Raw genomic sequence first — 21692 nt, forward strand, 5'->3', positions numbered from 1 at the left:
GACCCGATCTACCCCCGACTGCCCGCCAATGCTCGCAGGAAGAAGCCGAGGTTGGCCGGGCGCTCCGCGATGCGGCGGACGAAGTATCCGTACCACTGCTCGCCGTAGGGGATGTACACCCGCACCCGGAAGCCGTCGTCGGCGAGCCGGCGTTGTTCGTCGGCGCGAATCCCGTAGAGCATCTGGTGTTCCCACGAATCGGGGGTCCGCTGCGCCTCGACCGCGATGGTCCGGGCGGCAGCGATCATCACCGGATCGTGGCTGGCGACCATGGGATATCCGTTGCCCTTCATGAGGATTCGCAGGCACCGCTGGTACGCCTCGTCGACCAGATCACGAGTGGGGTAGGCCACGGACGGTGGCTCGGCATATGCGCCCTTGCACAACCGGATTCGCGCCGCGGTCTCCGCGAACTCCGCACAGTCGTCCTCGGTGCGTCGCAGGTAGGCCTGCAGGACGGTGCCGACGTCCGGGAAGTCGCGTCGGAGGGCACGGACGATGGCGAGGCGTTCGTCGACGGTCGTGTGGTCCTCGGCATCCACGGTGACGAGCACCCCCGCCTCGTCTGCGGCCGCGGCGATGGTCCGCGCGTTCTCCTCGGCGATCTTGGCTCCGTGATCGGCAAGGGACTGACCGAGGGCGGTCAGTTTCACCGAGACCTCCAGCCGGGCCGTGGCGACGCCCGATTCCGGCAGGGCGCCCAGCGCGCCGATGAGGTCGAGGTACGCCTCCACCGTCGCCGTGGCCTGCGACTCGTCGGTGGTGTCCTCGCCGAGGACGTCGACGCTGACCGACAGCCCGGCATCGAGTTGTGTACCGATGGCGCCCAGCACATCTCGCTGCGTCTCGCCGGGCACGAACCGTTCGACGACACGGCGGGTCACGCCGAGTCGCTGGGACGAGTTCTTGATGCGGTCGCTGTGGGATGCCGCGACGATCACCGGTCGCATCGCGGTGTCGAAGAACGTCATGAGCGATCGGCCTCCATGTGCGGATAGGCCGACGACGTCGGCGGCACGAACGTCTCCTTGATCGTCCGGGTCGACGTCCAGCGCATCAGGTTGGCCTTCGAACCGGCCTTGTCGTTGGTGCCCGACGCCCGCGCCCCACCGAACGGCTGCTGACCGACGACGGCCCCGGTCGGTTTGTCGTTGACGTAGAGGTTGCCGGCGGCCTGACGCAGTAGATCCGATGCCGTGCCGACGGCATCGAGGTCGGTGGCGATGATCGATCCTGTCAGTGCGTAGCGCGCGGTGGAATCGACCAGCCGCAACGTCTGCTCGTAGTCGGCGTCGTCGTAGACGTGCACCGACAGGATGGGCCCGAAGTACTCGGTGGAGAACGCCTCGTCGGTCGGGTCGTCGGACAGCAGCACCGTCGGCCGCACGAAATACCCCACACTGTCGTCGCAGGCACCACCGGCCGCAACGGTCATGTGCGGGACGGTCTTCGCGCGGTCGATGGCGGCGACATTCTTGTCGAAGGCCCGTCGATCGATCAGCGCGCCGCCGAAGTTGGACAGATCACGGACGTCGCCATACCTCAGGTCGTTGGCCTCGCCGAGGAAGTCATCGCCCATGCTGTCCCACACCGACCGTGCGATGTACGCACGGGAGGCCGCAGAACACTTCTGTCCCTGGTATTCGAACGCCCCGCGGATCAACGCCGTACGCAACACATCCGGATCGGCCGACGAATGCGCGACGATGAAATCCTTGCCGCCCGTCTCGCCGACGAGCCGTGGGTAGTTGCGATAGCGATCGATGTGGGTGCCGACCTCGCGCCAGAGGTGCTGAAACGTGGCTGTTGAGCCGGTGAAATGGATGCCCGCGAGATGGTCGTCGGCGAGGACGACCTCGGACAGGTCCACACCGTCGCCGTGAACCAGGTTGATGACGCCCGCGGGCAACCCGGCGGCCTGCAGCAACTCCATCGTCAGTGCGGCGGCATGCGCCTGCGTCGGCGACGGCTTCCAGATCACCGTGGTGCCCATCAGCATCGGCGCGGTCGGCAGATTGGCTGCGATGGCGGTGAAGTTGAACGGCGTGATGGCGTAGACGAATCCGTCGAGCGGACGGTGATCGAGCCGATTCCACACACCCGGCGACGACACCGGCTGTTCCGCGAGGACCTGCCGGGCGAAGGCGACATTGAAGCGCCAGAAGTCGATGAGTTCGCACGGGGCGTCGATCTCGGCCTGCTGCACGGACTTCGACTGGCCGAGCATGGTCGCGGACGCGATGCGTTCGCGCCACGGTCCGCTCAGCAGGTCGGCGGCCCGCAGGAGCACACCGGCGCGCTCGTCGAAGGACGTCTCGGCCCAACCCGGTGCAGCCGACCGCGCGGCGTCGACGGCGGCGCGTGCATCGTCGTGGGTCGCGTTCGCGATGGTGCCGAGCACCTCGTGATGCGCGTGGGGCTGGACGACGTCGATCGCTTCGCCCGTCCCACGGTGCTCGCGTCCGCCGATCACGTGCGGCAGCTCGCGGGGAGCGGCCGTGCTCTGCCGATCGAGTTCGGCGACGATACGACGGCGTTCGGCGGTACCGGGGGCATAGGTGTGCACCGGCTCGTTCGATGGCTGTGGGGGAGAGGTGATCGCATCCATGGGTTCAGTCCACCCGGCCGGCGGCGACGAGAACATGTCCGATCGGTCATCTCGGCCTCCGATTTCTTGTCCGATCGGACAAACCGGGCGATACTGTCGGGATGACGGCACCGGTGGGAGTGACTCTCGGTCGGCTGCTACTCGCGCTCGATCGCACGCTGGCCACTCTCTCCGTAGCGCCGGCAGGCCTGGACGTGCGCGTCTGCTCGCCCGCCCTCCTCGACGTCGACGATGTCCGATTGGGACTCGGTCGGGCGGCGCGCGGCTCGGATCTCTTCCTCGTGGTCGGTGTACCCGATACCGACGTTCTCGCCTGGCTCTCCGGACTGGGAACCCGCGTGCCGGTCGCGATCTTCTGCAAGGAACCCTCCGATGATGTGATCGTGCGTGCGGAGAGCTCGGGCATCGCCGTGGTCACGATCGATCCGCACGCCCGATGGGAACGCATCTACCACCTGGTCATGCGCGTGCTGGAATCCGCCGACGCCGATCCGCTGCACGCATCGGGCGAGTCGATGCGATCGGGGGCGACCGGCGACCTGTTCGACCTGGCCGGCGAGGTCGCCCGACGAACCGGCGGCCTGGTCAGCATCGAGGACGAGCGTGCGCACGTGCTGGCCTACAGCAGCGCGGGTGACGAGGCCGACGAGCTGCGCAGGCTCTCCATCCTCGGACGCGAAGGTCCGCCCGAGATGATGGCATGGCTGCGCCGATGGGGCGTGATGGATGTGCTGCGGACGACGACGGACATCGTGACGGTCGCCGCGCATCCCGATCTCGGGGTGCGGTCGCGTCGGGCCGTCGCGATCCGCGGACCTGCGATGGGATCGTCGGCGTTGGGTGAGTTCCTCGGTGTGTTGTGGTTGCAGAGTGGGGGTGACGATTTCGCCGACGACACCGACGAAGTCCTCGTCGGTGCGGCCGCCGTCGCCGCGCGGATGATCTCGCGAGGCCGGTCGCGGGGGGATGCCCACGCCGACGTCGTGCGCAGATTACTGGGCGTGCGAGGTGAGGTCATCGACGCCGATCACCTCGGCGCAGGCCTCGGCATCGCGCCGGAGGCGCCGGTGGTGGTGGTCGGACTGGCGCCGACCGACGGCTCCTCACCCCCGCTCGGTGGGGCGGTCGAGTTGTCGGCGCTCACGTTGCACGCCAGCGCCTTCAGCCCGTCGTCGGTGACGACCACGCACGGAGCTCGCGCGTATGTCGTTCTCCCGCAGGCGTCATCGGCGGCGACAGTCGCATGGGCGCACGCGGCTCTGGCGGCGGCGGAACGCCAGTTCGGTGCACGGCTGCGGGCGGTCGTCGCGGGGCCTGCGACGGGACTGGCCGCGGTCCCGACGTTGCGCGGACAGGTCGATCGTGTGCTCGACGCGGCCGAGCGTGAGGGTGAATTGATCGGCGACGTGGCCACCGTCGAGGAATCGCAGATCGGTGTGTTGCTGGGGGAGATCGTCGCCCACCTCGCGACCAACCCCGAGCTCGTGGACAGCCGCGTCGTGGAGTTGGCCGAGTCCGACGCCCGCACCGGCACCGATTTCACCGGGTCCCTGCGGGCCTATCTGGACCATTTCGGTGACGTGCGGTCGGCCGCTGCTGCGCTGCACGTGCATCCGAACACGTTGCGGTATCGCATTCGTCGCGTGCGCGCCCTGACCGGGATGGACCTCGACGACCCGGCGACCCGCCTCGTCGTCGCGCTGTCCCTGCGAGTCATCTGAGAGTGGAGATCCTGACATGACCGGTCGAGACGAAACCATCCGGACTGCCCTGCGCGGCGAACGGGCCGAGACCGTCGGCCTGATCGAGCAGTTGTCGTCGCGGCTCGAGGCGGTGATCGAGGCGACCGCGGATTCCAGCTCCGACGACGAGCACGATCCGGAGGGCTCGACGCTCGCGGTCGAACGCGGACAGCTGGTCGCGCAGCTCGAGCGTTCCCGCGTCCGGCTCGACGAACTCGACGCGGCTCTGGACCGGGTGGGTGCCGGCACCTACGGTCGGTGCGAGATCTGCGGTCGGGGGATCGGCGAGGCGCGGCTCGAGGTGCTCCCGGCCGCGCGGCTGTGCGTCGACTGCGCGACGAGGAATCCGTCGCGCCGATGGTGACTCCACCGAAACACATGGGGAGCCGACATTCACGGTGGGCATCGCCCCTGTGAATGTCGGCTCCCCATGTGGATGCGGCCGGACCGGCTGCCCGGGATCAGAGGATGGTGAGCATCTCGTGGTAGGTCGGCAGCGGCCAGAGATCGTCGGCGACGACGGTCTCCAGCTTGTCGGCGACCGTTCGCACGTCGGTCATCGCCGGGATCAGTGACTCCAGCGCGTACGCGGCTTCCGCTTCGACCGTCTCCCCGTGGAATCCGTCGATCGCGGACTCGAGTGTGAGCATCGCGGCGTACAGGTCCTTGGTCGACTTGGTCAGCGACAGCAACACCGGGTGATCGGTCTCGATCCCGGCGGCCTTGAGGCTGGCCGCGGTCCCGGCGAGCTCGCCCTGATAGCGGTTGGCAGCCGGCAGGATCATCGTCTTCGCGATCTCGAGCGTCTCCTTGGCCTCCACGAGCAGGGCGAGTGCGTACTGTTCCAGCACGACCTCCTTGCGTGCCAAGAGCTCCCGGTTGCTGAGGATGCCGTAATCGTTCATGACGGCCTTGATCGCGGGCTCGTCCAACTGGGCCATCGCGTCGACGGTCGTGCGCAGGTTGAGCAGACCGCGGGAGGCCGCCTCCTCCTGCCACTCGTCGGAGTACCCGTTGCCGTTGAACACGACCTTGCCGTGTTCGACGATGATGTCCTCGAGCAGTTTCTGCACCGCGGAGTTGAACTCGGTGCCCTCGGACAGCTGCTTCTCCAGGAAGGTCGCGGTGTAGTCGAGGGAATCGGCCAGCATCGCGTTGATGGCGATCATCGGATCGGCGATCGACTGATTGGAGCCGGGTGCGCGGAACTCGAACCGGTTGCCGGTGAACGCGAACGGGCTCGTGCGGTTGCGGTCGCCGGCGTCGGCCTTCAGCGGCGGCAGGGTGTCCACACCGAGTTCCAGGACACCGGTCTGCTTGCTCTCCTTGGCTCCGCCCTTGGCGATCTGGTCGAACACGTCGGCCAGCTGATCGCCGAGGAAGATCGAGATGATCGCGGGCGGTGCCTCGTTCGCGCCGAGGCGGTGATCGTTGGATGCCGAGGCGATCGACGCCCGCAGCAATCCGCCGAACTTGTGGACACCGCGAATGATCGCGGCACAGAACACCAGGAACTGCTCGTTCTCGTGCGGGGTGTCACCCGGGTTCAGCAGGTTGCCCTGATTGGAGTTGCCCAGCGAGAAGTTGACGTGTTTGCCGGAACCGTTGACCCCGGCGAACGGCTTCTCGTGCAGCAGGCAGACCATGCCGTAGCGTTCGGCGACCTTCTTCATCGTGGTCATCATCAGCTGCTGATGATCGTGGGCGAGATTGGACTTCTCGAAGACGGGGGCGAGTTCGAACTGCCCGGGGGCGTCCTCGTTGTGCCGTGTCTTGGCAGGGATGCCCTGCTTGAACAGTTCGCGGTCGAGTTCGATCATGTAGGCCAGCACCCGGTCGGGGATCGCGCCGAAGTAGTGGTCGTCGAACTCCTGACCCTTGGAAGGCTTGGCGCCGAGCAGGGTTCGGCTCGCGGTCATCAGATCGGGGCGGGCGAAGTAGAAGTGGCGGTCGATCAGGAAGTACTCCTGCTCGGCGCCCGCATACGAGACAACGGTGTCGATGTCGGTGTGGCCGAACAGACTCAGCACACGCATCGCCTGCTTGCTCATCGCCTGCTGGCTGCGCAGGAGCGGGGTCTTCTTGTCCAGGGCCTCGCCGGTCCAGGAGATGAAGATCGTCGGGATGCAGAGCGTGTTGCCGTTCGGGTTCTCCAGGATGTATGCGGGGCTCGTCACATCCCATCCGGTGTATCCGCGCGCCTCGAAGGTGCCGCGCAGTCCGCCGTTGGGGAAGCTCGACGCATCCGGCTCACCCTGCAGCAGCGTCTTGCCCTGGAACTCGGCGAGCGATGCGCCCGAGGAATCCGGTTCGAGGAACGAATCGTGCTTCTCGGCGGTGAATCCGGTCAGCGGGTAGAAGACGTGCGCATAATGCGTCGCACCCTTCTCGATGGCCCAGTCCTTCATGGCGACGGCGACGTAGTCGGCCAGCGTGGGGTCGAGCGGAGCGCCCTTGTCGATCGTCGCCGCGACAGCCTTGAAGACGTGCTTGGGCAGACGGTTCTTCATCACCGACAGCGAGAAGACGTTGCGCCCGAAGGTATCGGCCAGCGGTTCCGGGAATCCGTCGGTCTCCACCTCGTAGGTCGTCACGGCCTCGATGGCCTGACGGCGGGACATACTGCCACTCATGGTCACTCCTGGGATCGTCACCTCGTCCTCGGCGTCGGGAGTGCATCGAGGGCGGTTCGTGGTGTTGCGAGCGATACGACGCTATGGTCGCCACGTACCCGCACCGTTTCCCCTGTGTGACGTGCGTGAAAACAGCTACGGCTCAGCGCAGGGAGGCCTCGTCGCCCATGACCGCGCCCTCGCGTCGCGGATCCGCCCCACCGATCCAGCCGCCGCCGTCGCGCATCAACGCACTCAGGCCACTGGACTGATCGTCGACGGACACCTGCTCGCCGCGTTGCCGGAGTCCGGTCACCAGCGGATCGTGGGCGCCGTCGTCGGCGGTGTCGACCAGCGGATGCTCACCGCCCACGTTCGACTCGGGGGTGTTGGCCGAGCCGAAGTCGATCATCGACACGGCCTGTTGCGGATCGAGTCCCCAGTCGAGCATCCCGACCAGCGCCTTCACCACGAACTGGATGATCACCGCACCGCCCGGTGACCCCAATGCGCCGACGACCGCGTCTGGCTCGCCTCCGGTGCCCGGCGCCATGACCAGCGTCGGCGCCATCGACGATCGGGGCCGTTTGCCGGGCGACACGCGATTGGCGAGCAGTGCCCCCGACTCGTCACGCGGTTCCGCCGAGAAGTCGGTGAGCTGATTGTTCAGGACGAAACCGTCGACCATGTGGAAGCTGCCGAACGCCGATTCGACGGTCGTGGTCATCGACGCCACGTTGCCGTACTTGTCGGCGACGGTCACGTGGCTGGTGCCGTGCTCGGTTCCGGGATGGCTGCCCAGCGGGACGTCGCCGAGATCGCCCGGTTCGGCCTCGCCCAGCGATGTATCCGGTCTGATCAGCGCGGCACGCTGTTTCAGGTAGGCCGGATCGAGCATGGTCGCGACACCGCGACCGGGCAGCGGGACGTAGTCCGGGTCGGCGATGTATTTGTCGCGGTCGGCGTAGGCGAGTCGTTCGGCCTCGTTGACCAGGTGTACCGCCGCAGGATCGGGGCGGCCCCCATCGCGATCGAGCGCGGTCGGACCCATCGACGGGAGGTCGAAGTTCGAGAGGATGCCCATCGTCGACGCGACCGTGATGCCGCCCGACGACGGCCCGGGCATCGCCACGATCCGGTGGCCGCGGTACAGGGTCGAGACCGGTTCGCGGTCGACCGCGCGGTACCCGCGGAGGTCCTCGGTGGTCATCAGGCTCGGGGTCATCCCGCCCGCGGTGGAGCGGGACTTGTCGACGATGGCCGTCGCGAGCGGTCCGTTGTACAGCGCGTCGGCGCCGTCGGCGGCGAGCGCGCCGAGGGTCTTCGCGTAGGCAGGGTTGACCAGGCGGGTGCCGGCAGCCTTGGGCGAACCGTCGGGGTTCAGGAAATATGCCCGCGCGTCCTCGTCGACGGCGAGGTCGTCGGCGGACTCGGAAATCGCCGACGCGAGTCGAGGGGAGATGTCGAAACCGTTGTCGGACAGCTCGGTTGCCCGATCGAAGAGCTGCCGCCAGTCGAGTCTGCCGTAGCGCTCCTGCACCATCTCCAGCATCCGGACGGCGCCCGGGACACCGATCGAACGGCCGGACGCGCGTGCATCGGGCACAGGTGCGCGGCGGTCGGTGTCGCTGATGAAGCGCAGGTAGTCCTCGGTGGCCGCGGCCGGGGCGGTCTCGCGCCCGTCGAAGGCCCGAACGGTGTGCGAGGCGGCGTCGTAATACAGGGCGAAGGCCCCGCCGCCGATACCCGAGGACTGCGGCTCGACGAGACCGAGCACGGTCTGTGCGGTCACCAGGGCGTCCGCCGCGGTGCCACCGTCGCGGAGCACGGCGCATGCGGCCTCGGTGGCCAGCGGGTTGGCGGTCGCAGCGGCATACGTCGCGGTGGCGACCGGCCGCATCCCGGTGCGGTAGCCGGTCGCCACCTCCGGCCGAGTCGCGATGTCGGCGGTCGCCGAAGCGGTTGCGGAGGAATCGATCTGACGGCCGGTGGGGATCTCGCCGCAGGTCACCGGGGTGGCCTGGTCGTCGGGAGTGTCCGAGCACGCGCCGAGGAACAGGCCGAGGCAGAGCGCGGCAGCCGCCCATCGGCGACCTCTCACTCGTGATGCGCGTGCCATGGGTTTCCACACTATCGGCGCGAGTCCACCTCTGTCCGGTGGTTGGGACTGCGGTTGAACGGCCGCAGAGATCAGTCTGCGGCGGTACGCAGTTCGGATCCGGTGATGGTCACCGCTGCGATGACGATCCCGACCACGATGCCGATGAGGGTGTCCACGACACGATCGATCGCCGCCTCCGGCGTGAGCCCCGCACTCAGCGCCGTCATCAGCAGTGCCATCGGGGTGACCGCGGTCGAGGCGATCGCATAGTTGACCGGCGCCCAGATCTCCGCGGCGATCTGGCATGCGACGATCGCGACGACCGCGCCCCAGTAGCCGAGCCCGAGGCCGAGCAGGGCGGCGGCGACGACCGCGCCCGCGATGTTGCCGAGCAGCCGCTGCAGTCCGCGCTGCACGGTGATGTGATAGCTGACGCCCTGCATGGCCGCCATCGCACCCATCGCCGCCCACATCGGGTGGGAGAGTCCGACCGCCATGGCGATCGCGGCGCTCGCGGCGATCGCCGCGGCGATCCGGGCCGCGTTGACCAGGAGGGCGTGGTGCGGCCGGCGGCCCAGCGTCGTCCAGATCGATTCGTACCGTACCGTCGCCGAACCGGCATCGAGTGCATCGTCGACGCGGCCGCGGATGCGGTTCCATGCACCGCGCACCAGCCAGGGGGACAGCGATGCCACCGCACCGCAGACCGCGCCCAGAAGCGACGCCACCGCCGCTCGGGACAGGTCGGACAGATCGGCGGCGAATCCCATCGCGCCGTTGGCGGCGAACACGAAGACGACTGCTCCCGGGCCGGCGACCCGCAGGGTGCCGATCAGCAGGGCGGCGACTGCGCCCCACAGCGCGATCGTCGTGACCTCGATCGTCGGGGAGGCGTGGGTGACGCCGAGAACGCTGCCGATGAGCACCGATGCGACGATGCCGATGCCCAGCGCGGCGAGGCGCCCCACCCGCACGGGGTAGGGGTCGGGTCGGCAGAACGCCGACACCAGTGCGCCGAGCGCCGCGAACCCAGCGACGTCGCGTGCACCGACGAGTCCGCCGACGACCAGGACGAACCCAACGGCGATCCCCACCCTGATCGGGACCCCGACGGACGCGCGGCTCATGTCGACGGCCATCGTCGAGCGCCACGCGTGGGGACTGACCGCGTGCGCTAGGGCGCCCCGGCGGTGACGGACGTGCTCGACGACGGTGGTGCTCATCGCCGGTACTTTATCACTATTTTAGTAGTGAAATAAATGTGAACACGCTTACGATGGCAGCGTGAGCACGCCAGAGGCGCCCGACCTCGTCGACCGGATCCAGGAGGAATGGGCGCGCTCCTATCCGGACCTCGATGTCGCGCCGATCGGTGTTCTCGGCCGAATCCAGCACATCGCCACCGCGAGCAGCCACCGGCTCGACCGGGACCTCGAGCCGCTCGGGGTGTCGAGGTCGGAGTACGACGTGCTGAGCGCGCTCGCGCGGGTGGATCGTCCGTTGCGTGCCAGCGAGGTGGTCTCGACGACGCTGCTCAGTGGCGCATCCATCACCAAGATCACCGAGAATCTGTCCCGTCGGGGTCTGCTGCACCGTCGTCGGTCCGAGCGTGACGGCCGAGTGGTGCTCCTCGAGGTGACCGACGACGGACGAGAGCTGGTCGACACCGAACTGCCCCGTCGACTCGCCGATGACGAGCGCGCGCTGTCGGGTCTGACCGCGGCCGAACGCGACTCGCTGGCCGCACTCCTGCGGAAGGTGTCCCGCGCTGTCGGGGGCTGACGCGCGGCCCTCCGACGTCGGCGCCGGAGGGCATAGTGGGGACATGGAGTTGTACGACGTCATGCGGACCACCTTCGCCGCGCGCGAGTTCACCGACGATCCTCTGCCCGACGAGGTGCTGGCGCGCATCCTCGACAACGCCCGATTCGCACCGAGCGGTGGCAACCGCCAGGGTGCGCACATCGTCGTGATCCGTGACGCGGCCACCAAGCGCCGGCTGAGCGAGTTGGGTGAACCGACGGTCCGTCGATACGTCGCGCAGAAGAAAGTCGGCGAGAATCCGTGGAACCCGGTCCATCCCACCACGGTCACCGACGACGTCATCGAGAACACCTCTGTCCCGGCGAGTTTCGTCGAACCCATCCGTACGGCCCCGGTGGTGCTCGCCGTTGCGGTCGACCTCACCCGCGTGGCGGCCGTCGACCAGGACCTCGATCGTGTCGGTGTGGTCAGCGGCGGATCGGTGTATCCGCTGGTCTGGAACATCCTGCTGGGTGCGCGTGCGGAGGGGTTCGGCGGGACGATCACGACGATGGCGGTCCTGCAGGAGGATCAGGTCCGCGACCTGCTCCACATCCCGGACACCTTCGCGCTCGCGGCAGTGGTGCCACTCGGCAAGCCCGTGAAGCAGTTGACGAGACTCCGCAGGCAGCCGGTCGAGGAGTTCGTCACGCGAGAGTCGTTCTCCGGACCGGGCTTCGGCGTCTGAGCCTCTCACCTGCCGCCACAGCTCACGACGTGCTCAGCGCACCGCCCGACCGTATCCAGGCGGTGAGGCCTCCCTCGACGACGGTGGCGTCGCGGTCGGCATCCATCAGTGCGCGCGCCGCGGCCGGCGACGCGAGACAGTACGGCCCCTGGCAGTAGGCGATGATCCGTGCGTCGGCGGGCTGGGTGTCGAGCAACTCGCGGATCTGGTCCTGCGGCACCGAGATGGCCCCCGGGATGTGCCCGCGCTCGAACTCCTCGCGGTCGCGGACGTCGACGATCAGCACGGAGTCGTCGTCGAGCATCGCGGCCAGATCGCTCGCGGTGACCGGGACCAGGTCGCGGTGATCGGAGAAATAGGCGTCGATCTCGGCGCGGACCGCGCTCACGTTGTCGGCGGCGAACCGTGCGAACGTCCCGAGGATCGCGGACACCTGCGGTGAGGCGATGCGGTAGTGGATCCGCACGCCGTCGCGTCGATTGGTGACCAATTGTGCAGATCGGAGGATCTGCAACTGCGACGAGGTGTTCTTGAGGCCGAAACCCGATGCGGCGGAGAGATCTTCGACGGTGCGCTCGCCCTCCTCGAGGATGTCGAGCAGCCGGAGGCGGACGGGACTGGCCAGCGCCTTGCCGACGCGGGCGAGCTCGGTGTAGATGCCGAGTTCCGGAAAGCCGTCGTCGGCGGCGCGCTCAGACATGACGGCCCCGGGTCGTCGTCTCGGGCAGCGGCGGGTCGTCGGCGGGGGCTGTCGCCGGGCTCGAGCGGCGCAGCGACGCGAGTGCGGTCGCGACCCCGACGGCGGCGAGTGCGGCAAAGCCGAACGCGAGGAACCGGGCGGACACCACATCGGGGTCGCCGTCGGCGCCGACGATCGCGCCCACGGACACCAGCAGTCCGGCGATCGCCGAACCGAAGGTGTTGGCGACCATCTGGACGGTGTTGACGCCGGCCGATGCCCGTGCTGCCTCGGCGTCGTCGGTGGTGATCGTCATCGCGGCAGTTGCGATGTGCGGGAACGCCATACCGATCCCGGTGCCGGCGATGAACAGGGCGACGAACCATCCCGCGACGGCGATCGGGCTCGAGGACATCTGCAGGATGCCGTAGGTGGCCAGTCCGCCGGCTAGGAGGCCGGGACCGATGACGCGCACCCGCCGTGATGCGCGCGCCCCGTCGGCCCACGTGGTACTGGCGATCTGCGCGCTCGACCATCCCCACGACAGCGCCGCACCGAGCATGCCGGCGACCAGCGGTCCCATTCCGGCGATCTCCTGCCCGAACAGCGGGATGAAGGCCTCGGTGGTCGAACCGACGGCCAGCAACGCGAGCGACACGTACAGCCACTTGAGCGGGTTGGTCCTCGTGTAGGCGAGCCGGGGCAACAGGCCGGTCGCACGACGTCGGTCGACGACGACGAAGCCGACCATGGTGAGCGCGGCGACGCAGACCAGCACGACGACCGTGCCGGTACCGTCGATCACCCCGGCCACCGAGACCGCGATCGTCGCCGCGGCGACGAGCAGCAGCGACAGCACGGGCAGCGGACTCACATCGGCGGCTGCCGATCGGCGGGACGGCAGCGCGCGTGTGGCCGGGACGACGATGATCGCGGTCACCACCACCAGCAGCCAGAAGGCGCCGCGCCAGAACCCGATCTGGGCGAAGAGTCCGCCGAGGATGGGACCGATCAGATTGCCGATGCCCCACATCGCGGAGGTGAGTCCGACGGCTCGGACCCAGAGGCGTTCGGGCAGCGCGACCCGGATGACCGCGAAGGCGAGGCCGGTGAGCAGGCCGCCGCCGAGGCCCTGCACCGCGCGGCCGGCGAGCATCACCGACATCGTCGGGGTGAGGGCGCACACGAGGGAACCGACTCCGAACAGGCCGAAGGCGATCAGGTAGGCGCCGCGCGCACCCCAGCGTCCCAGCGATCGGGTCACGAGCATCGATGCGAAGACCGAGGTGATCAAGAAGACCGTCATCACCCAGGCGTAGAGGCGCTGGCCGCCGATGTCGGCGACGGCGCTCGGCAACGATGCGGCCGTGAGGTAGGTGCTCACCGCGTACACGGCGATGCCGCCGGCGAACACCGAGACCGCTGCGCGGTGGTCCCGAGCGAACAGTTCGCCCCACGTGCCCGGTGTCGGGGCTACTCGTTCCGCCATATTCCGAGGATCGTCGGAATATGGGTGCCGGGTCAAATCGGGACCCGCGCGGCATCTCTGTGGTTGAGACGATCAGCCGATAGGGTCTCGGTCAGGTGTCCCGGTCGGCGTGCGCCCGGGACGACACGAAGGGGAGAGCCACATGGGGACGATCAGGCAGCGGTCGGCGGTCGAGGTGCCGCGTGAGCAGGTGTTCGCCTATGTCAACGACTATCAGAACGTGCCGAAGTTCATGTTCGGCGTGACACGGTTCGCGCCGACGTCGGAGAAGACCTCGGGGCTCGGATCGACGTTCGACGTCGCGATGGACCTCGGGCCGAAAACCCTCAAGTCGACCGTGGAGACCGTCGAATGGGTGGAGAACGAGTTCATTCGGCTCGAGTCGGTCAAGGGCTTCTCGGCGAACACCACGTGGCGGTTCGCCGACGACGGTGACGGAACAGCGGTCGCGGTCGAGTTCGAGTACACCCTGCCGGGCGGGATCGCGGGCCGCGCTCTCGGCGCCGTCATCGAGCCGCTGCTCGGTCAGGCGATCAGGCAGACCGAGGCGAACCTGACGAAGCAGGTGTCAGAGTTGGCTTGACGTCGCTGCCGGCGTCACCGGTGCTGCCTGGACCGAGGGCGCTGCCTGGCCCGAGGGCGCGAGCGGCACCGGGATCGCTGGGGTGGTGACCTCGACGTCGGCTCGCTTCCGCCGGATCGGGACCCGTGAGCGGGCGACCAGCCAGCGGCTCATCGGCGTGCGCAGGGCGATGTCCACGATGACCAGCGATGCCGCCAGTGTCACCGCGACCAGCACGGTGGTACGGATCGCCGCCGAGTGCGGGAACCAGTCACCCAGGTCGCCGAAGAAGCCGACCCGCGCCAGGATGTCGAGCACGAGCGGGTGGACGGCGAACACGCCGAACGCCCGGAACGTCGCGTACTGCACGGCCCCGGCGGCCGCACGTTTGTCCGCCGATCGGCGGTCGTTCCACAGCATGGCCAGCATCCACAGCATGACCAGCCCGCTGACCAGCCACGGGAGGAGCAGCGGGTTCCACGGTGTGTTGGACTGCAGCGGAACGTTGCCGGGTGACGTGGCGACGACGTAGGCGCCGACGCTGAATGCGGTACCGGCCAGGCATGCCGCGACGATGGGCACCGCGTGCGCACGCAGTCGACGCTCGACGGATTCGTGGTGAACCGCGGCCAGGGCGCCGATCGCCACGAAGAGGGCATACATCGGCAGCGTCTTCCACAGGTTGTCGAACGCGACGTCCCAGGCGTGGCCGGCCGGTCGCGGGACATATTGATAGAGCACGAACATCGCCATCTGAATGGCAGCGGCACCACCGAGGACGTGCCACGGCCGGTGCGTGGTGCGATCCAGGAGCCACGAGATCGCGGGGAAGAACAGATAGATCTGCATCGAGATCAGCAGGAAGTAGAGCTGATACTTGCCCTCCCCGGTGACGATGTCATGGCCGAGGACGCCCAGAAAAGCCCCCGGGGACGGGAACGGGTTGCCGTCGATCACGACGTGATCGGTGATCGCGTAGGTGACCGTCCAGACCAGGTAGGGCGCGACGACGAGCCCGAACCGTCGTCGCCAGAACGCCAGTGGCGACATCGACCGGCCGCGCGTGCTGAGTACGAGCACGAAGAGGGTGACCGCGACGAACCCGTAGCGGGTCAGGTGCAGGAGGGTGCCGACGAGGTTGGCCGACCGGATCACGTCCGGCGACGTGTTGATCGAGTTGACCGCATGAGCGATGACGACCCCGGTGAACAGCAGGACCCGGAGGAAGTCGGCGGTGTGCGCCCTGCTCTTCGAGGCGGCCTTCTCGGCAGCCGACGGTGCGGCGGCCACCGCCGCGGCTTCGTCGACCGACTGCGCGGCATCCTCGGTTCCGCGTTCGGACTCGGCGACTGACTGCACAACACCCCCGTGTGATCGATTCGCTCTTTCTCGCGCCCGGCAGTCTAGGGACCGTTCCTGGCAATAACCTGACCGTCGTCGGCGGCGCAGGCGTCACCCCTGGTCATCGTTCGACACGCCGTGATGATTCTCACTGGATGGGCCGTCGGCTCCCGGACGCCGGTCGTCTCAGGCGCCGTGGGTCCACTCACTTCTCGACGCCGGTCGACTGCTCGCGCGAGCCGAACCGACCCGTGTGCCCGGAGTCGGTGTCGGAGTACACGCTGAGCGCGTCTGTCAGCTCGCGCGCGTAGTCGAGGTGTCGCGACAATCTCGCGCAGGCCTGCTCGGCCCGCTGGTGGAAATCCGCGAGCCTGCTGCTGGCGGCGGTCCGCTCCTCGTCGGACGTCCCGGGGGCGTCGAGAACGTCCTGTGCGTCGAGCAGCTCTCGCATGTCGTCGAGGCTGAATCCGACTGGCTTCATCCGGCGGATGGTCAGCAGGCGTGCCACGTCATCGGTCGTGTACAGGCGGAATCCGCCCGCCGACCGGGCAGACGGCACCACGAGTCCGACCTCGTCGTAGTGGCGGATGGTCTTGATGGAGAGTTCGGTGCGGGCGGCGACCTCACCGATCTGCAGATGGCCGCCGCCCTTCGAGGTGTCGCTGTCGCTCACGGTGCTCCTTCGGCCGGTCAGTGCGCGCCGGTCAGATGGCCGCTGAGGCGAGCGTGTCGGGCGGCGCTGTTGTCGTCGAGACCGATGATGGTCACCGAGGTGCCCTTGGCCGCGTACTTGGTCGTGATCGCGTCGAGGGTGGCGACCGTCGAGGCGTCCCAGATGTGCGAGTCGCTCAGATCGATGACGACGTTGGGTGGATCGCCGACATAGTCGAATTGGTAGATGAGGTCATTGCTGGACGCGAAGAACAACTCGCCGCGCACCGCGTACGCACGGGTGTCCTCATCGGGATGCGCGATCTCGACGACCTCGGTGACATGGGCGACGCGGCGGGCGAACAGCACCATCGCCGTGATCACGCCGACGATGACGCCGTAGGCGAGATTGTGCGTGACGACGGTGACGACGACGGTCGCGAGCATCACGGCTGTCTCGCTCTTCGGCATGCGCCGCAACGTCTTCGGGTTGATGCTGTGCCAGTCCATGGTGCCGACCGACACCATGATCATGACGGCGACCAGCGCCGCCATCGGGATGAGTGCGACGATGTCGCCGAGCCCGACGACGAGGATCAGCAGGAAGACGCCGGCGAGGAACGTCGAGATCCTGGTGCGCGCGCCCGACACCTTCACGTTGATCATCGTCTGTCCGATCATCGCGCAGCCGCCCATGCCGCCGAAGAACCCGGTCACGATGTTGGCGACGCCCTGCCCCAGTGCCTCGCGGGACTTGTCGGAATGCGTGTCGGTCAGGTCGTCGACGAACTTCGCCGTCATCAGCGACTCGAGAAGACCGACGAGCGCCATCGTGAAGGCGTACGGCGCGATCACCGTCAGCGTGTGCCAGGTGAACGGAACGTCGGGGATGAGCAGGCTCGGCAGGCTGTCGGGCAGTGCGCCCTCGTCGCCGACGTCGGGGACCGAGAAGCCGATCGTCACCGTCGCCGCGGTCAGCAGGACGATCGCGACAAGCGGCGCAGGGATGACCGTGGTCAGTCGCGGCAGTCCGACGATGATCACCAGCCCGATCGCCACGAGGGGGTAGACCAGCCAGGGGACCCCGATCAGATGGGGGAACTGGGCGGTGAAGATCAGGATGGCCAGCGCGTTGACGAAGCCGACCATGACGCTGCGCGGGATGAACCGCATCAACTTGGCCACTCCCAGACCGCCGAGGATCATCTGGAACACACCCGCGAGGATGACCGCTGCGATCAGATAGTCGAGGCCGTGGCTCTTCACCAGGGGCGCCACCACCAGAGCGACCGCACCGGTCGCCGCGGAGATCATGGCCGGCCGGCCGCCGACGATGGCGATCGTCACCGCCATGGTGAACGACGCGAAGAGGCCGACGCGCGGGTCGACGCCGGCGATGATCGAGAACGAGATCGCCTCGGGGATCAGGGCAAGCGCCACCACGAGTCCCGCGAGCACCTCGGTGCGCAGACGTCGTGGCGACCGCAACGCGGCGAGCACCGACTGCTCGCGCGCAGGACTGACCTCGGTGGGGGTGGGCACGTCAGGACTCCGATCCGCTGATGAACGGATCGGAACTCTACCCTCACGGGAGGGTAGGGTTGCAACTCGCGATCAGATCAGGGTGGACCAGTAATCCCAGAACTCGACGCCGATCGCGACGATGATCACCGCGTACCAGACGGGCAACAGCACCCACAGCCACTGCCGGATCTCCTGACCGCGCCGGGTGTCGTCGACGAGGCGTCCGATGCTGATCACGAGGATGATCGGGGTCACCGTCCAGACCACCATGCAGTAGGGGCACAGTGCGTGGATGTTGTAGACGCTCTGGAACGCCAGCCAGTTGATCATCACGAAACCCGCTGCGGTGGCGAGACTCTGGCCGAGCCAGTACCAGCGGGGGAGTTCGATGCGCGCGACCGACAGGACACCGGTCACGACGATGACGGCGAACGCGGCGATGCCGATGAGCGGGTTGGGGAATCCGAAGATCGCCGCCTGCGGCTTCACCATCACCGAACCACACGAGATGATCGGGTTGATGCTGCAACTCGGTGTGTAGTTCGGATCGGTGAGCAGATGGAACCGTTCGACGGTCAGGGTGGCCGACGCCACGAGGCCGATGATCCCGGAGAGCAGCACCGCGATGGACGCGCCCGGCCCGACCCGACACAAGGCCGTGAACCACGGTCCGCTGCGCTCGGTCGTCGACGCGACGGACTCGTCGTCGGCGTGGTCGTCGGCGACGGGCGGTTCGATGTTCGGGCTGACGGTCATGTCGTGCGGTACTTCCTGGGGTGGGTGATCAGTTCTGCGCGGCCTGGTCCACGGCCTGCAGGAGCGCCTCCGGCGTGGACAGCTGGACCGGCTTGCCGTTGATGGACACCGTCGGTGTCGCGGTCACGCCTGCCTGCTGGGCCTTCTGGGTGGTCTCCTGCACGAAGTCGGCGTACTGCCGGTCCTCGATGCACTGCCGGACGTTCGGTGCCCCGGCCTGCTTCGCGTAGTCGTTGAGCTGGCCGTCGGTCAGACCGGCGCCGCCCTCTTCGGGCTGATTCGCGTACAGCAGGTTGTGGAACTTCAGCCAGGTGTCGAAGTTGCCGCCGCCCGCGGTCGCCTGCGCGACGCACGCCGACGCGTTCGCCGACCGGGTGGAGTACTCCGTCGACGACATCCGGTCCAGGAACGCGATGGGCTGGTAGTCGACGGCGACCTTCGGGTTCGCTCGCAGCTGGCCCAGCACGTCGCTGAACTGTTCCTCGAACTGGCGGCACGCGGGGCACTGGAAGTCCTCGACGATGTTCACCGTGACCGGCGGCTCGGTGCCCTGCGGGGCCGCAGTGATCCGATACGCGTTGTCGGTGGCGACGGTGACGTCGGCGGAGGAGCCGGTGGCCGACTTGTTCGACTGCACCACCCACACCCCGATACCGACGGCGAGTGCGATGAGCACCACGGCAGCGCCGATCTTGATCAGCAGCGACCGTCGCTTCTCGGCCTCGCGCGGATCCACGATTGGTGTCCGACCGTTCTTCGCCATGTCTCCCTCGGGTCGTCGTCGGTGCGCTGTGTACGTCCGTGACGTCGACAGCTGTCGACGGACAGCCTACGGATCCCAGGTCGCGTGTGCACCGATCCGTCCCGTGAGCCGCATTACGCCAGGCCCGTGGCGCCCGGCGAGTCCGCAGCCCGCCCGACCGCCCGGCCCCGACCACATCGGGAGTTGCCCTCTCACATGGGGGGATGCCCATCGTGGATGACAGTTGCCCATGTGGCTGTCCGCCGAGCGTCAGTCAGGCGGGGAATGGCGACACGGTGCGGGGCCGCGGTCGTCGGGACGTGTCGTAGACTTCCGGTGAGCCGAATGCCGCGCAGTGGCCGGCCTCCGCTCTCGTAGCTCAGGGGATAGAGCACGGCTCTCCTAAAGCCGGTGTCGCAGGTTCGAATCCTGCCGGGAGCACACTGACATCCTTGCCGCCCTCCGGGTGGTGTGCGCCCCACTGTGTGGTGTGAAAACGATTCATGCTGGCGCACGCGCGCTCCGACGGATCTTCGTCCATCGTCGGTCCCCGCCCACTCATCGTGTGTGCACCGATTGGCCTGTTCTCCGCGTTTCGTTGTCCGATTCGTCGTTGCCGGGTGTTCTATGGAGGACGAAACGGTGTTTCGCGCGGATTCATCCGCCTGTTGATGACACGAGGTCACGGGGACATGACGACATCGACGAGACGCACACTCATCGCGCTCGGCGCGCTCGCGACGGCGGCGACCGCGCTGTCGGCGCCTGCCGGGGCGACGACGCGCACGCTCACGGCCCAGGAGGGCGACGAGTCCGATTGGTGGTGGCTCCTGGTTCCGTTCGTGCTGATCCTGGTGGGATTGGCGCTGATCTGGATGTTCCGGAAGGTTCGGGGCGGGTCGTCGGTCGTCGAACGGTCCACGCGTCCGGTGACACGTGAGGGCTCTGCGTCTGCTGTGGCCGCTGAGCCGTCGGTTCCCGTCGTCTCCGAGGCGGCTGGGCCGTCGGCTGGTGTTGATGTGCCGACCGCCGTCGCCGCCGAGGAGCCGTCGCCGGCGAGCCCGGAGGGTCGTGACGCCCCGGCAGGTACGCCCGCGGCCGCAGGTGCCGCTGCGGTCGCGTCGCCTACCGGTGCCGAACCGACATCGACCTCGCCGTCCGAACCTGCGGGACCAGGCGAGACCGGCGAGATGTCACCCGCCCTGCCGCCGATTCCCGACTTCGCCGACGACGTGATGACCGGCCCCGACCTCTCCGTGCCGGCCGATCACCACGGACACGGCGACGGTGTGGGTTCCTACCGTCGTGGTGGCGAGTCGGTGCCCGTGCCCATCGGCGCGCACCTACCCGTCGTGGGATCCGGCGAACCGCCCGAGGGATATTCGATCAAGGCGGATGCCGAGTCGGGTACGTATCACACGCCCGACCAGTCGACCTACGACGAGCTCTCCCCGGACATCTGGTTCGCCAGTGAGTCCGCCGCGGAGTCGGCGCACTTCCACAAGGCGGGGCGCGAGCCGGATCTCGCCTGATCGCGGGCCCCGGGCGACGGACACGCTACGGTGTTCGACGTGGCTGATGCAGCAGGATCTCAGGTCGTTCTGGTCACGGGTGCGTCGAGCGGGATCGGGGCCGAGGTGGCCCGCCTGTTCGTCGAGCAGGGACACACGGTGTACGGCACCAGCCGTCGGCCGGAGTCCGTCGCGAATCCCGTACGCGGCGTGAACTACGTCGCACTCGACAACGCCGACTACGACAGCGCGGCGCAGTGCGTGCAGAAGATCGGGGTCGTCGACATCCTGATCAACAACGCGGGCGAGAGTCAGGCCGGCGCGCTCGAGGACACATCGATGGACGCCATCGAGAAGCTGTTCGCGGTCAACGTCTTCGGGCCCATCGCGCTGACCAAGGCGGTGCTGCCGGGTATGCGCGAACGTGGACGCGGCACTGTCGTCATGGTCGGATCGATGCTGTCGAGTTTCCCGGTTGCGTTCCGATCCAACTATACGGCAACCAAATCCGCGCTGAAGGCGTTCGCGTTCGCGACGCGCCGTGAGGTCGCGCCGTACGGTGTGCGGATGATTTCCGTCGAACCCGGAACCATCGCAACGGGAATCGGCGATCGCCGCAGTATCCACATCGGAGAGTCGTCACCGTACCGTGAGGAATACCAGACCCTCGCCGCCGCGACGCGGTCGAACGAGGACGCCGGGATCGACGCCACCACGATGGCACGCGTGATCGTGGACGCCGCGTTGGCCGATCATCCGAAGCCTTTTTACGCCAAGGGAAATCAGGCAGGCGTCGTCTTTCTCCTGCGTCGCCTCATGCCCCGGCAACTGATCCTGGACATGACCGCGCGCAAGCACGGCCTGCGCAAGGTACGGGTCTGAC

The 21692-nt window shown here is 67.9% G+C and carries 19 protein-coding genes and 1 tRNA gene; 8 read left to right on the forward strand and 12 right to left on the reverse strand.

The genetic code is table 11. The annotated features are described in order from the left end of the window. Positions 1-8 precede the first annotated feature (8 nt). Positions 9-971 (reverse strand): proline dehydrogenase family protein, encoded by a 963-nt coding sequence (locus tag EEB19_RS08100; protein WP_187584974.1) that lies wholly within the window; start codon positions 969-971, stop codon positions 9-11. Next, positions 968-2608 (reverse strand): L-glutamate gamma-semialdehyde dehydrogenase, encoded by a 1641-nt coding sequence (gene pruA / locus EEB19_RS08105; RefSeq protein WP_187584976.1) that lies wholly within the window; start codon positions 2606-2608, stop codon positions 968-970. Before pruA ends, EEB19_RS08100 begins: the two co-directional genes overlap by 4 nt. 101 nt (positions 2609-2709) lie before the next feature. Between pruA and EEB19_RS08110 the strand changes: the two genes are divergently transcribed. Together EEB19_RS08110 and EEB19_RS08115 are read left to right on the forward strand one after the other, a co-directional pair. Next, entirely contained in the window at positions 2710-4329 is a 1620-nt protein-coding gene (locus EEB19_RS08110) for a CdaR family transcriptional regulator (RefSeq protein ID WP_187584978.1), read from the forward strand. Positions 4330-4345: 16 nt separating this feature from the next. Beyond that, complete coding sequence (locus EEB19_RS08115) at positions 4346-4714, forward strand: TraR/DksA C4-type zinc finger protein (RefSeq protein ID WP_187584980.1); 369 nt, start codon at positions 4346-4348, stop codon at positions 4712-4714. Between the two features lie 97 nt (positions 4715-4811). Here the strand turns inward: EEB19_RS08115 and EEB19_RS08120 are convergent, their stop codons facing one another. From EEB19_RS08120 to EEB19_RS08130, 3 genes are all read right to left on the reverse strand, one after another. Next, entirely contained in the window at positions 4812-6983 is a 2172-nt protein-coding gene (locus EEB19_RS08120; RefSeq protein WP_187584982.1) for a glutamine synthetase III, read from the reverse strand. Positions 6984-7125: 142 nt separating this feature from the next. Then, positions 7126-9081: a gamma-glutamyltransferase family protein gene (locus tag EEB19_RS08125; protein WP_187584984.1), complete on the reverse strand. Its 1956-nt coding sequence runs from the start codon at positions 9079-9081 to the stop codon at positions 7126-7128. 71 nt (positions 9082-9152) lie between these two features. Then, the gene (locus EEB19_RS08130) at positions 9153-10286 is read right to left on the reverse strand and encodes an FUSC family protein (RefSeq protein WP_187584986.1); all 1134 of its coding nucleotides are present in this window, start codon (positions 10284-10286) and stop codon (positions 9153-9155) included. Positions 10287-10347: 61 nt separating this feature from the next. Between EEB19_RS08130 and EEB19_RS08135 the strand changes: the two genes are divergently transcribed. Together EEB19_RS08135 and EEB19_RS08140 are read left to right on the forward strand one after the other, a co-directional pair. Continuing rightward, positions 10348-10845 carry a MarR family winged helix-turn-helix transcriptional regulator gene (locus tag EEB19_RS08135; RefSeq protein ID WP_187584988.1) on the forward strand — a complete coding sequence of 166 codons (498 nt, stop codon included), beginning with the start codon at positions 10348-10350 and terminating at the stop codon, positions 10843-10845. A gap of 43 nt (positions 10846-10888) precedes the next feature. Next, entirely contained in the window at positions 10889-11554 is a 666-nt protein-coding gene (locus EEB19_RS08140) for a nitroreductase family protein (protein ID WP_187584990.1), read from the forward strand. 22 nt (positions 11555-11576) lie between these two features. Here the strand turns inward: EEB19_RS08140 and EEB19_RS08145 are convergent, their stop codons facing one another. Together EEB19_RS08145 and EEB19_RS08150 are read right to left on the reverse strand one after the other, a co-directional pair. Next, entirely contained in the window at positions 11577-12254 is a 678-nt protein-coding gene (locus EEB19_RS08145; protein WP_187584992.1) for a metalloregulator ArsR/SmtB family transcription factor, read from the reverse strand. Then, positions 12247-13722: an MFS transporter gene (locus EEB19_RS08150; protein ID WP_187584993.1), complete on the reverse strand. Its 1476-nt coding sequence runs from the start codon at positions 13720-13722 to the stop codon at positions 12247-12249. Before EEB19_RS08150 ends, EEB19_RS08145 begins: the two co-directional genes overlap by 8 nt. A 142-nt stretch (positions 13723-13864) precedes the next feature. Here EEB19_RS08150 and EEB19_RS08155 point away from each other — a divergent pair, with 142 nt between their 5' ends. Then, complete coding sequence (locus tag EEB19_RS08155; RefSeq protein ID WP_187584995.1) at positions 13865-14305, forward strand: SRPBCC family protein; 441 nt, start codon at positions 13865-13867, stop codon at positions 14303-14305. Here the strand turns inward: EEB19_RS08155 and EEB19_RS08160 are convergent. From EEB19_RS08160 to EEB19_RS08180, 5 genes are all read right to left on the reverse strand, one after another. After that, positions 14291-15574, reverse strand: a complete 1284-nt coding sequence (locus tag EEB19_RS08160) for an acyltransferase (RefSeq protein ID WP_262365529.1) — start codon at positions 15572-15574, stop codon at positions 14291-14293. The genes EEB19_RS08155 and EEB19_RS08160 overlap by 15 nt on opposite strands. 256 nt (positions 15575-15830) lie before the next feature. After that, on the reverse strand, positions 15831-16298 hold the full coding sequence (locus EEB19_RS08165; protein ID WP_187584999.1) for a MerR family transcriptional regulator: 468 nt from the start codon (positions 16296-16298) through the stop codon (positions 15831-15833). A 17-nt stretch (positions 16299-16315) separates the two neighbouring features. Then, entirely contained in the window at positions 16316-17818 is a 1503-nt protein-coding gene (locus EEB19_RS08170) for a SulP family inorganic anion transporter (protein ID WP_187585000.1), read from the reverse strand. 72 nt (positions 17819-17890) lie between these two features. After that, positions 17891-18556: a vitamin K epoxide reductase family protein gene (locus tag EEB19_RS08175; RefSeq protein WP_187585002.1), complete on the reverse strand. Its 666-nt coding sequence runs from the start codon at positions 18554-18556 to the stop codon at positions 17891-17893. Positions 18557-18584: 28 nt separating this feature from the next. Then, the gene (locus EEB19_RS08180) at positions 18585-19319 is read right to left on the reverse strand and encodes a DsbA family protein (RefSeq protein ID WP_187585004.1); all 735 of its coding nucleotides are present in this window, start codon (positions 19317-19319) and stop codon (positions 18585-18587) included. A 347-nt stretch (positions 19320-19666) separates the two neighbouring features. Between EEB19_RS08180 and EEB19_RS08185 the strand changes: the two genes are divergently transcribed. The 3 genes from EEB19_RS08185 to EEB19_RS08195 all read left to right on the forward strand — a co-directional run bounded on the left by EEB19_RS08185 (position 19667) and on the right by EEB19_RS08195 (position 21691). Continuing rightward, positions 19667-19739 (forward strand) — tRNA-Arg (locus EEB19_RS08185). 251 nt (positions 19740-19990) lie between these two features. Beyond that, positions 19991-20830 (forward strand): hypothetical protein, encoded by an 840-nt coding sequence (locus tag EEB19_RS08190; RefSeq protein WP_187585007.1) that lies wholly within the window; start codon positions 19991-19993, stop codon positions 20828-20830. A gap of 39 nt (positions 20831-20869) precedes the next feature. After that, entirely contained in the window at positions 20870-21691 is an 822-nt protein-coding gene (locus EEB19_RS08195; protein WP_187585009.1) for an SDR family oxidoreductase, read from the forward strand. Position 21692: the final 1 nt, after the last annotated feature.

The organism is Gordonia sp. OPL2, assembly GCF_003797825.1.
Classification (GTDB): Bacteria; Actinomycetota; Actinomycetes; order Mycobacteriales; family Mycobacteriaceae; genus Gordonia.

What these genes read in the sequence shown, in the direction of transcription:
- EEB19_RS08145 (WP_187584992.1), bottom strand. Translation starts at nt 12,254, where the DNA reads ATGTCTGAGCGCGCCGCCGACGACGGCTTTCCGGAACTCGGCATCTAC.
- EEB19_RS08130 (WP_187584986.1), bottom strand. Translation starts at nt 10,286, where the DNA reads ATGAGCACCACCGTCGTCGAGCACGTCCGTCACCGCCGGGGCGCCCTA.
- EEB19_RS08180 (WP_187585004.1), bottom strand. Translation starts at nt 19,319, where the DNA reads ATGGCGAAGAACGGTCGGACACCAATCGTGGATCCGCGCGAGGCCGAG.
- EEB19_RS08110 (WP_187584978.1), top strand. Translation starts at nt 2,710, where the DNA reads ATGACGGCACCGGTGGGAGTGACTCTCGGTCGGCTGCTACTCGCGCTC.
- EEB19_RS08125 (WP_187584984.1), bottom strand. Translation starts at nt 9,081, where the DNA reads ATGGCACGCGCATCACGAGTGAGAGGTCGCCGATGGGCGGCTGCCGCG.
- EEB19_RS08150 (WP_187584993.1), bottom strand. Translation starts at nt 13,722, where the DNA reads ATGGCGGAACGAGTAGCCCCGACACCGGGCACGTGGGGCGAACTGTTC.
- EEB19_RS08100 (WP_187584974.1), bottom strand. Translation starts at nt 971, where the DNA reads ATGACGTTCTTCGACACCGCGATGCGACCGGTGATCGTCGCGGCATCC.
- pruA (WP_187584976.1), bottom strand. Translation starts at nt 2,608, where the DNA reads ATGGATGCGATCACCTCTCCCCCACAGCCATCGAACGAGCCGGTGCAC.
- EEB19_RS08115 (WP_187584980.1), top strand. Translation starts at nt 4,346, where the DNA reads ATGACCGGTCGAGACGAAACCATCCGGACTGCCCTGCGCGGCGAACGG.
- EEB19_RS08140 (WP_187584990.1), top strand. Translation starts at nt 10,889, where the DNA reads ATGGAGTTGTACGACGTCATGCGGACCACCTTCGCCGCGCGCGAGTTC.
- EEB19_RS08120 (WP_187584982.1), bottom strand. Translation starts at nt 6,983, where the DNA reads ATGAGTGGCAGTATGTCCCGCCGTCAGGCCATCGAGGCCGTGACGACC.
- EEB19_RS08190 (WP_187585007.1), top strand. Translation starts at nt 19,991, where the DNA reads ATGACGACATCGACGAGACGCACACTCATCGCGCTCGGCGCGCTCGCG.
- EEB19_RS08175 (WP_187585002.1), bottom strand. Translation starts at nt 18,556, where the DNA reads ATGACCGTCAGCCCGAACATCGAACCGCCCGTCGCCGACGACCACGCC.
- EEB19_RS08155 (WP_187584995.1), top strand. Translation starts at nt 13,865, where the DNA reads ATGGGGACGATCAGGCAGCGGTCGGCGGTCGAGGTGCCGCGTGAGCAG.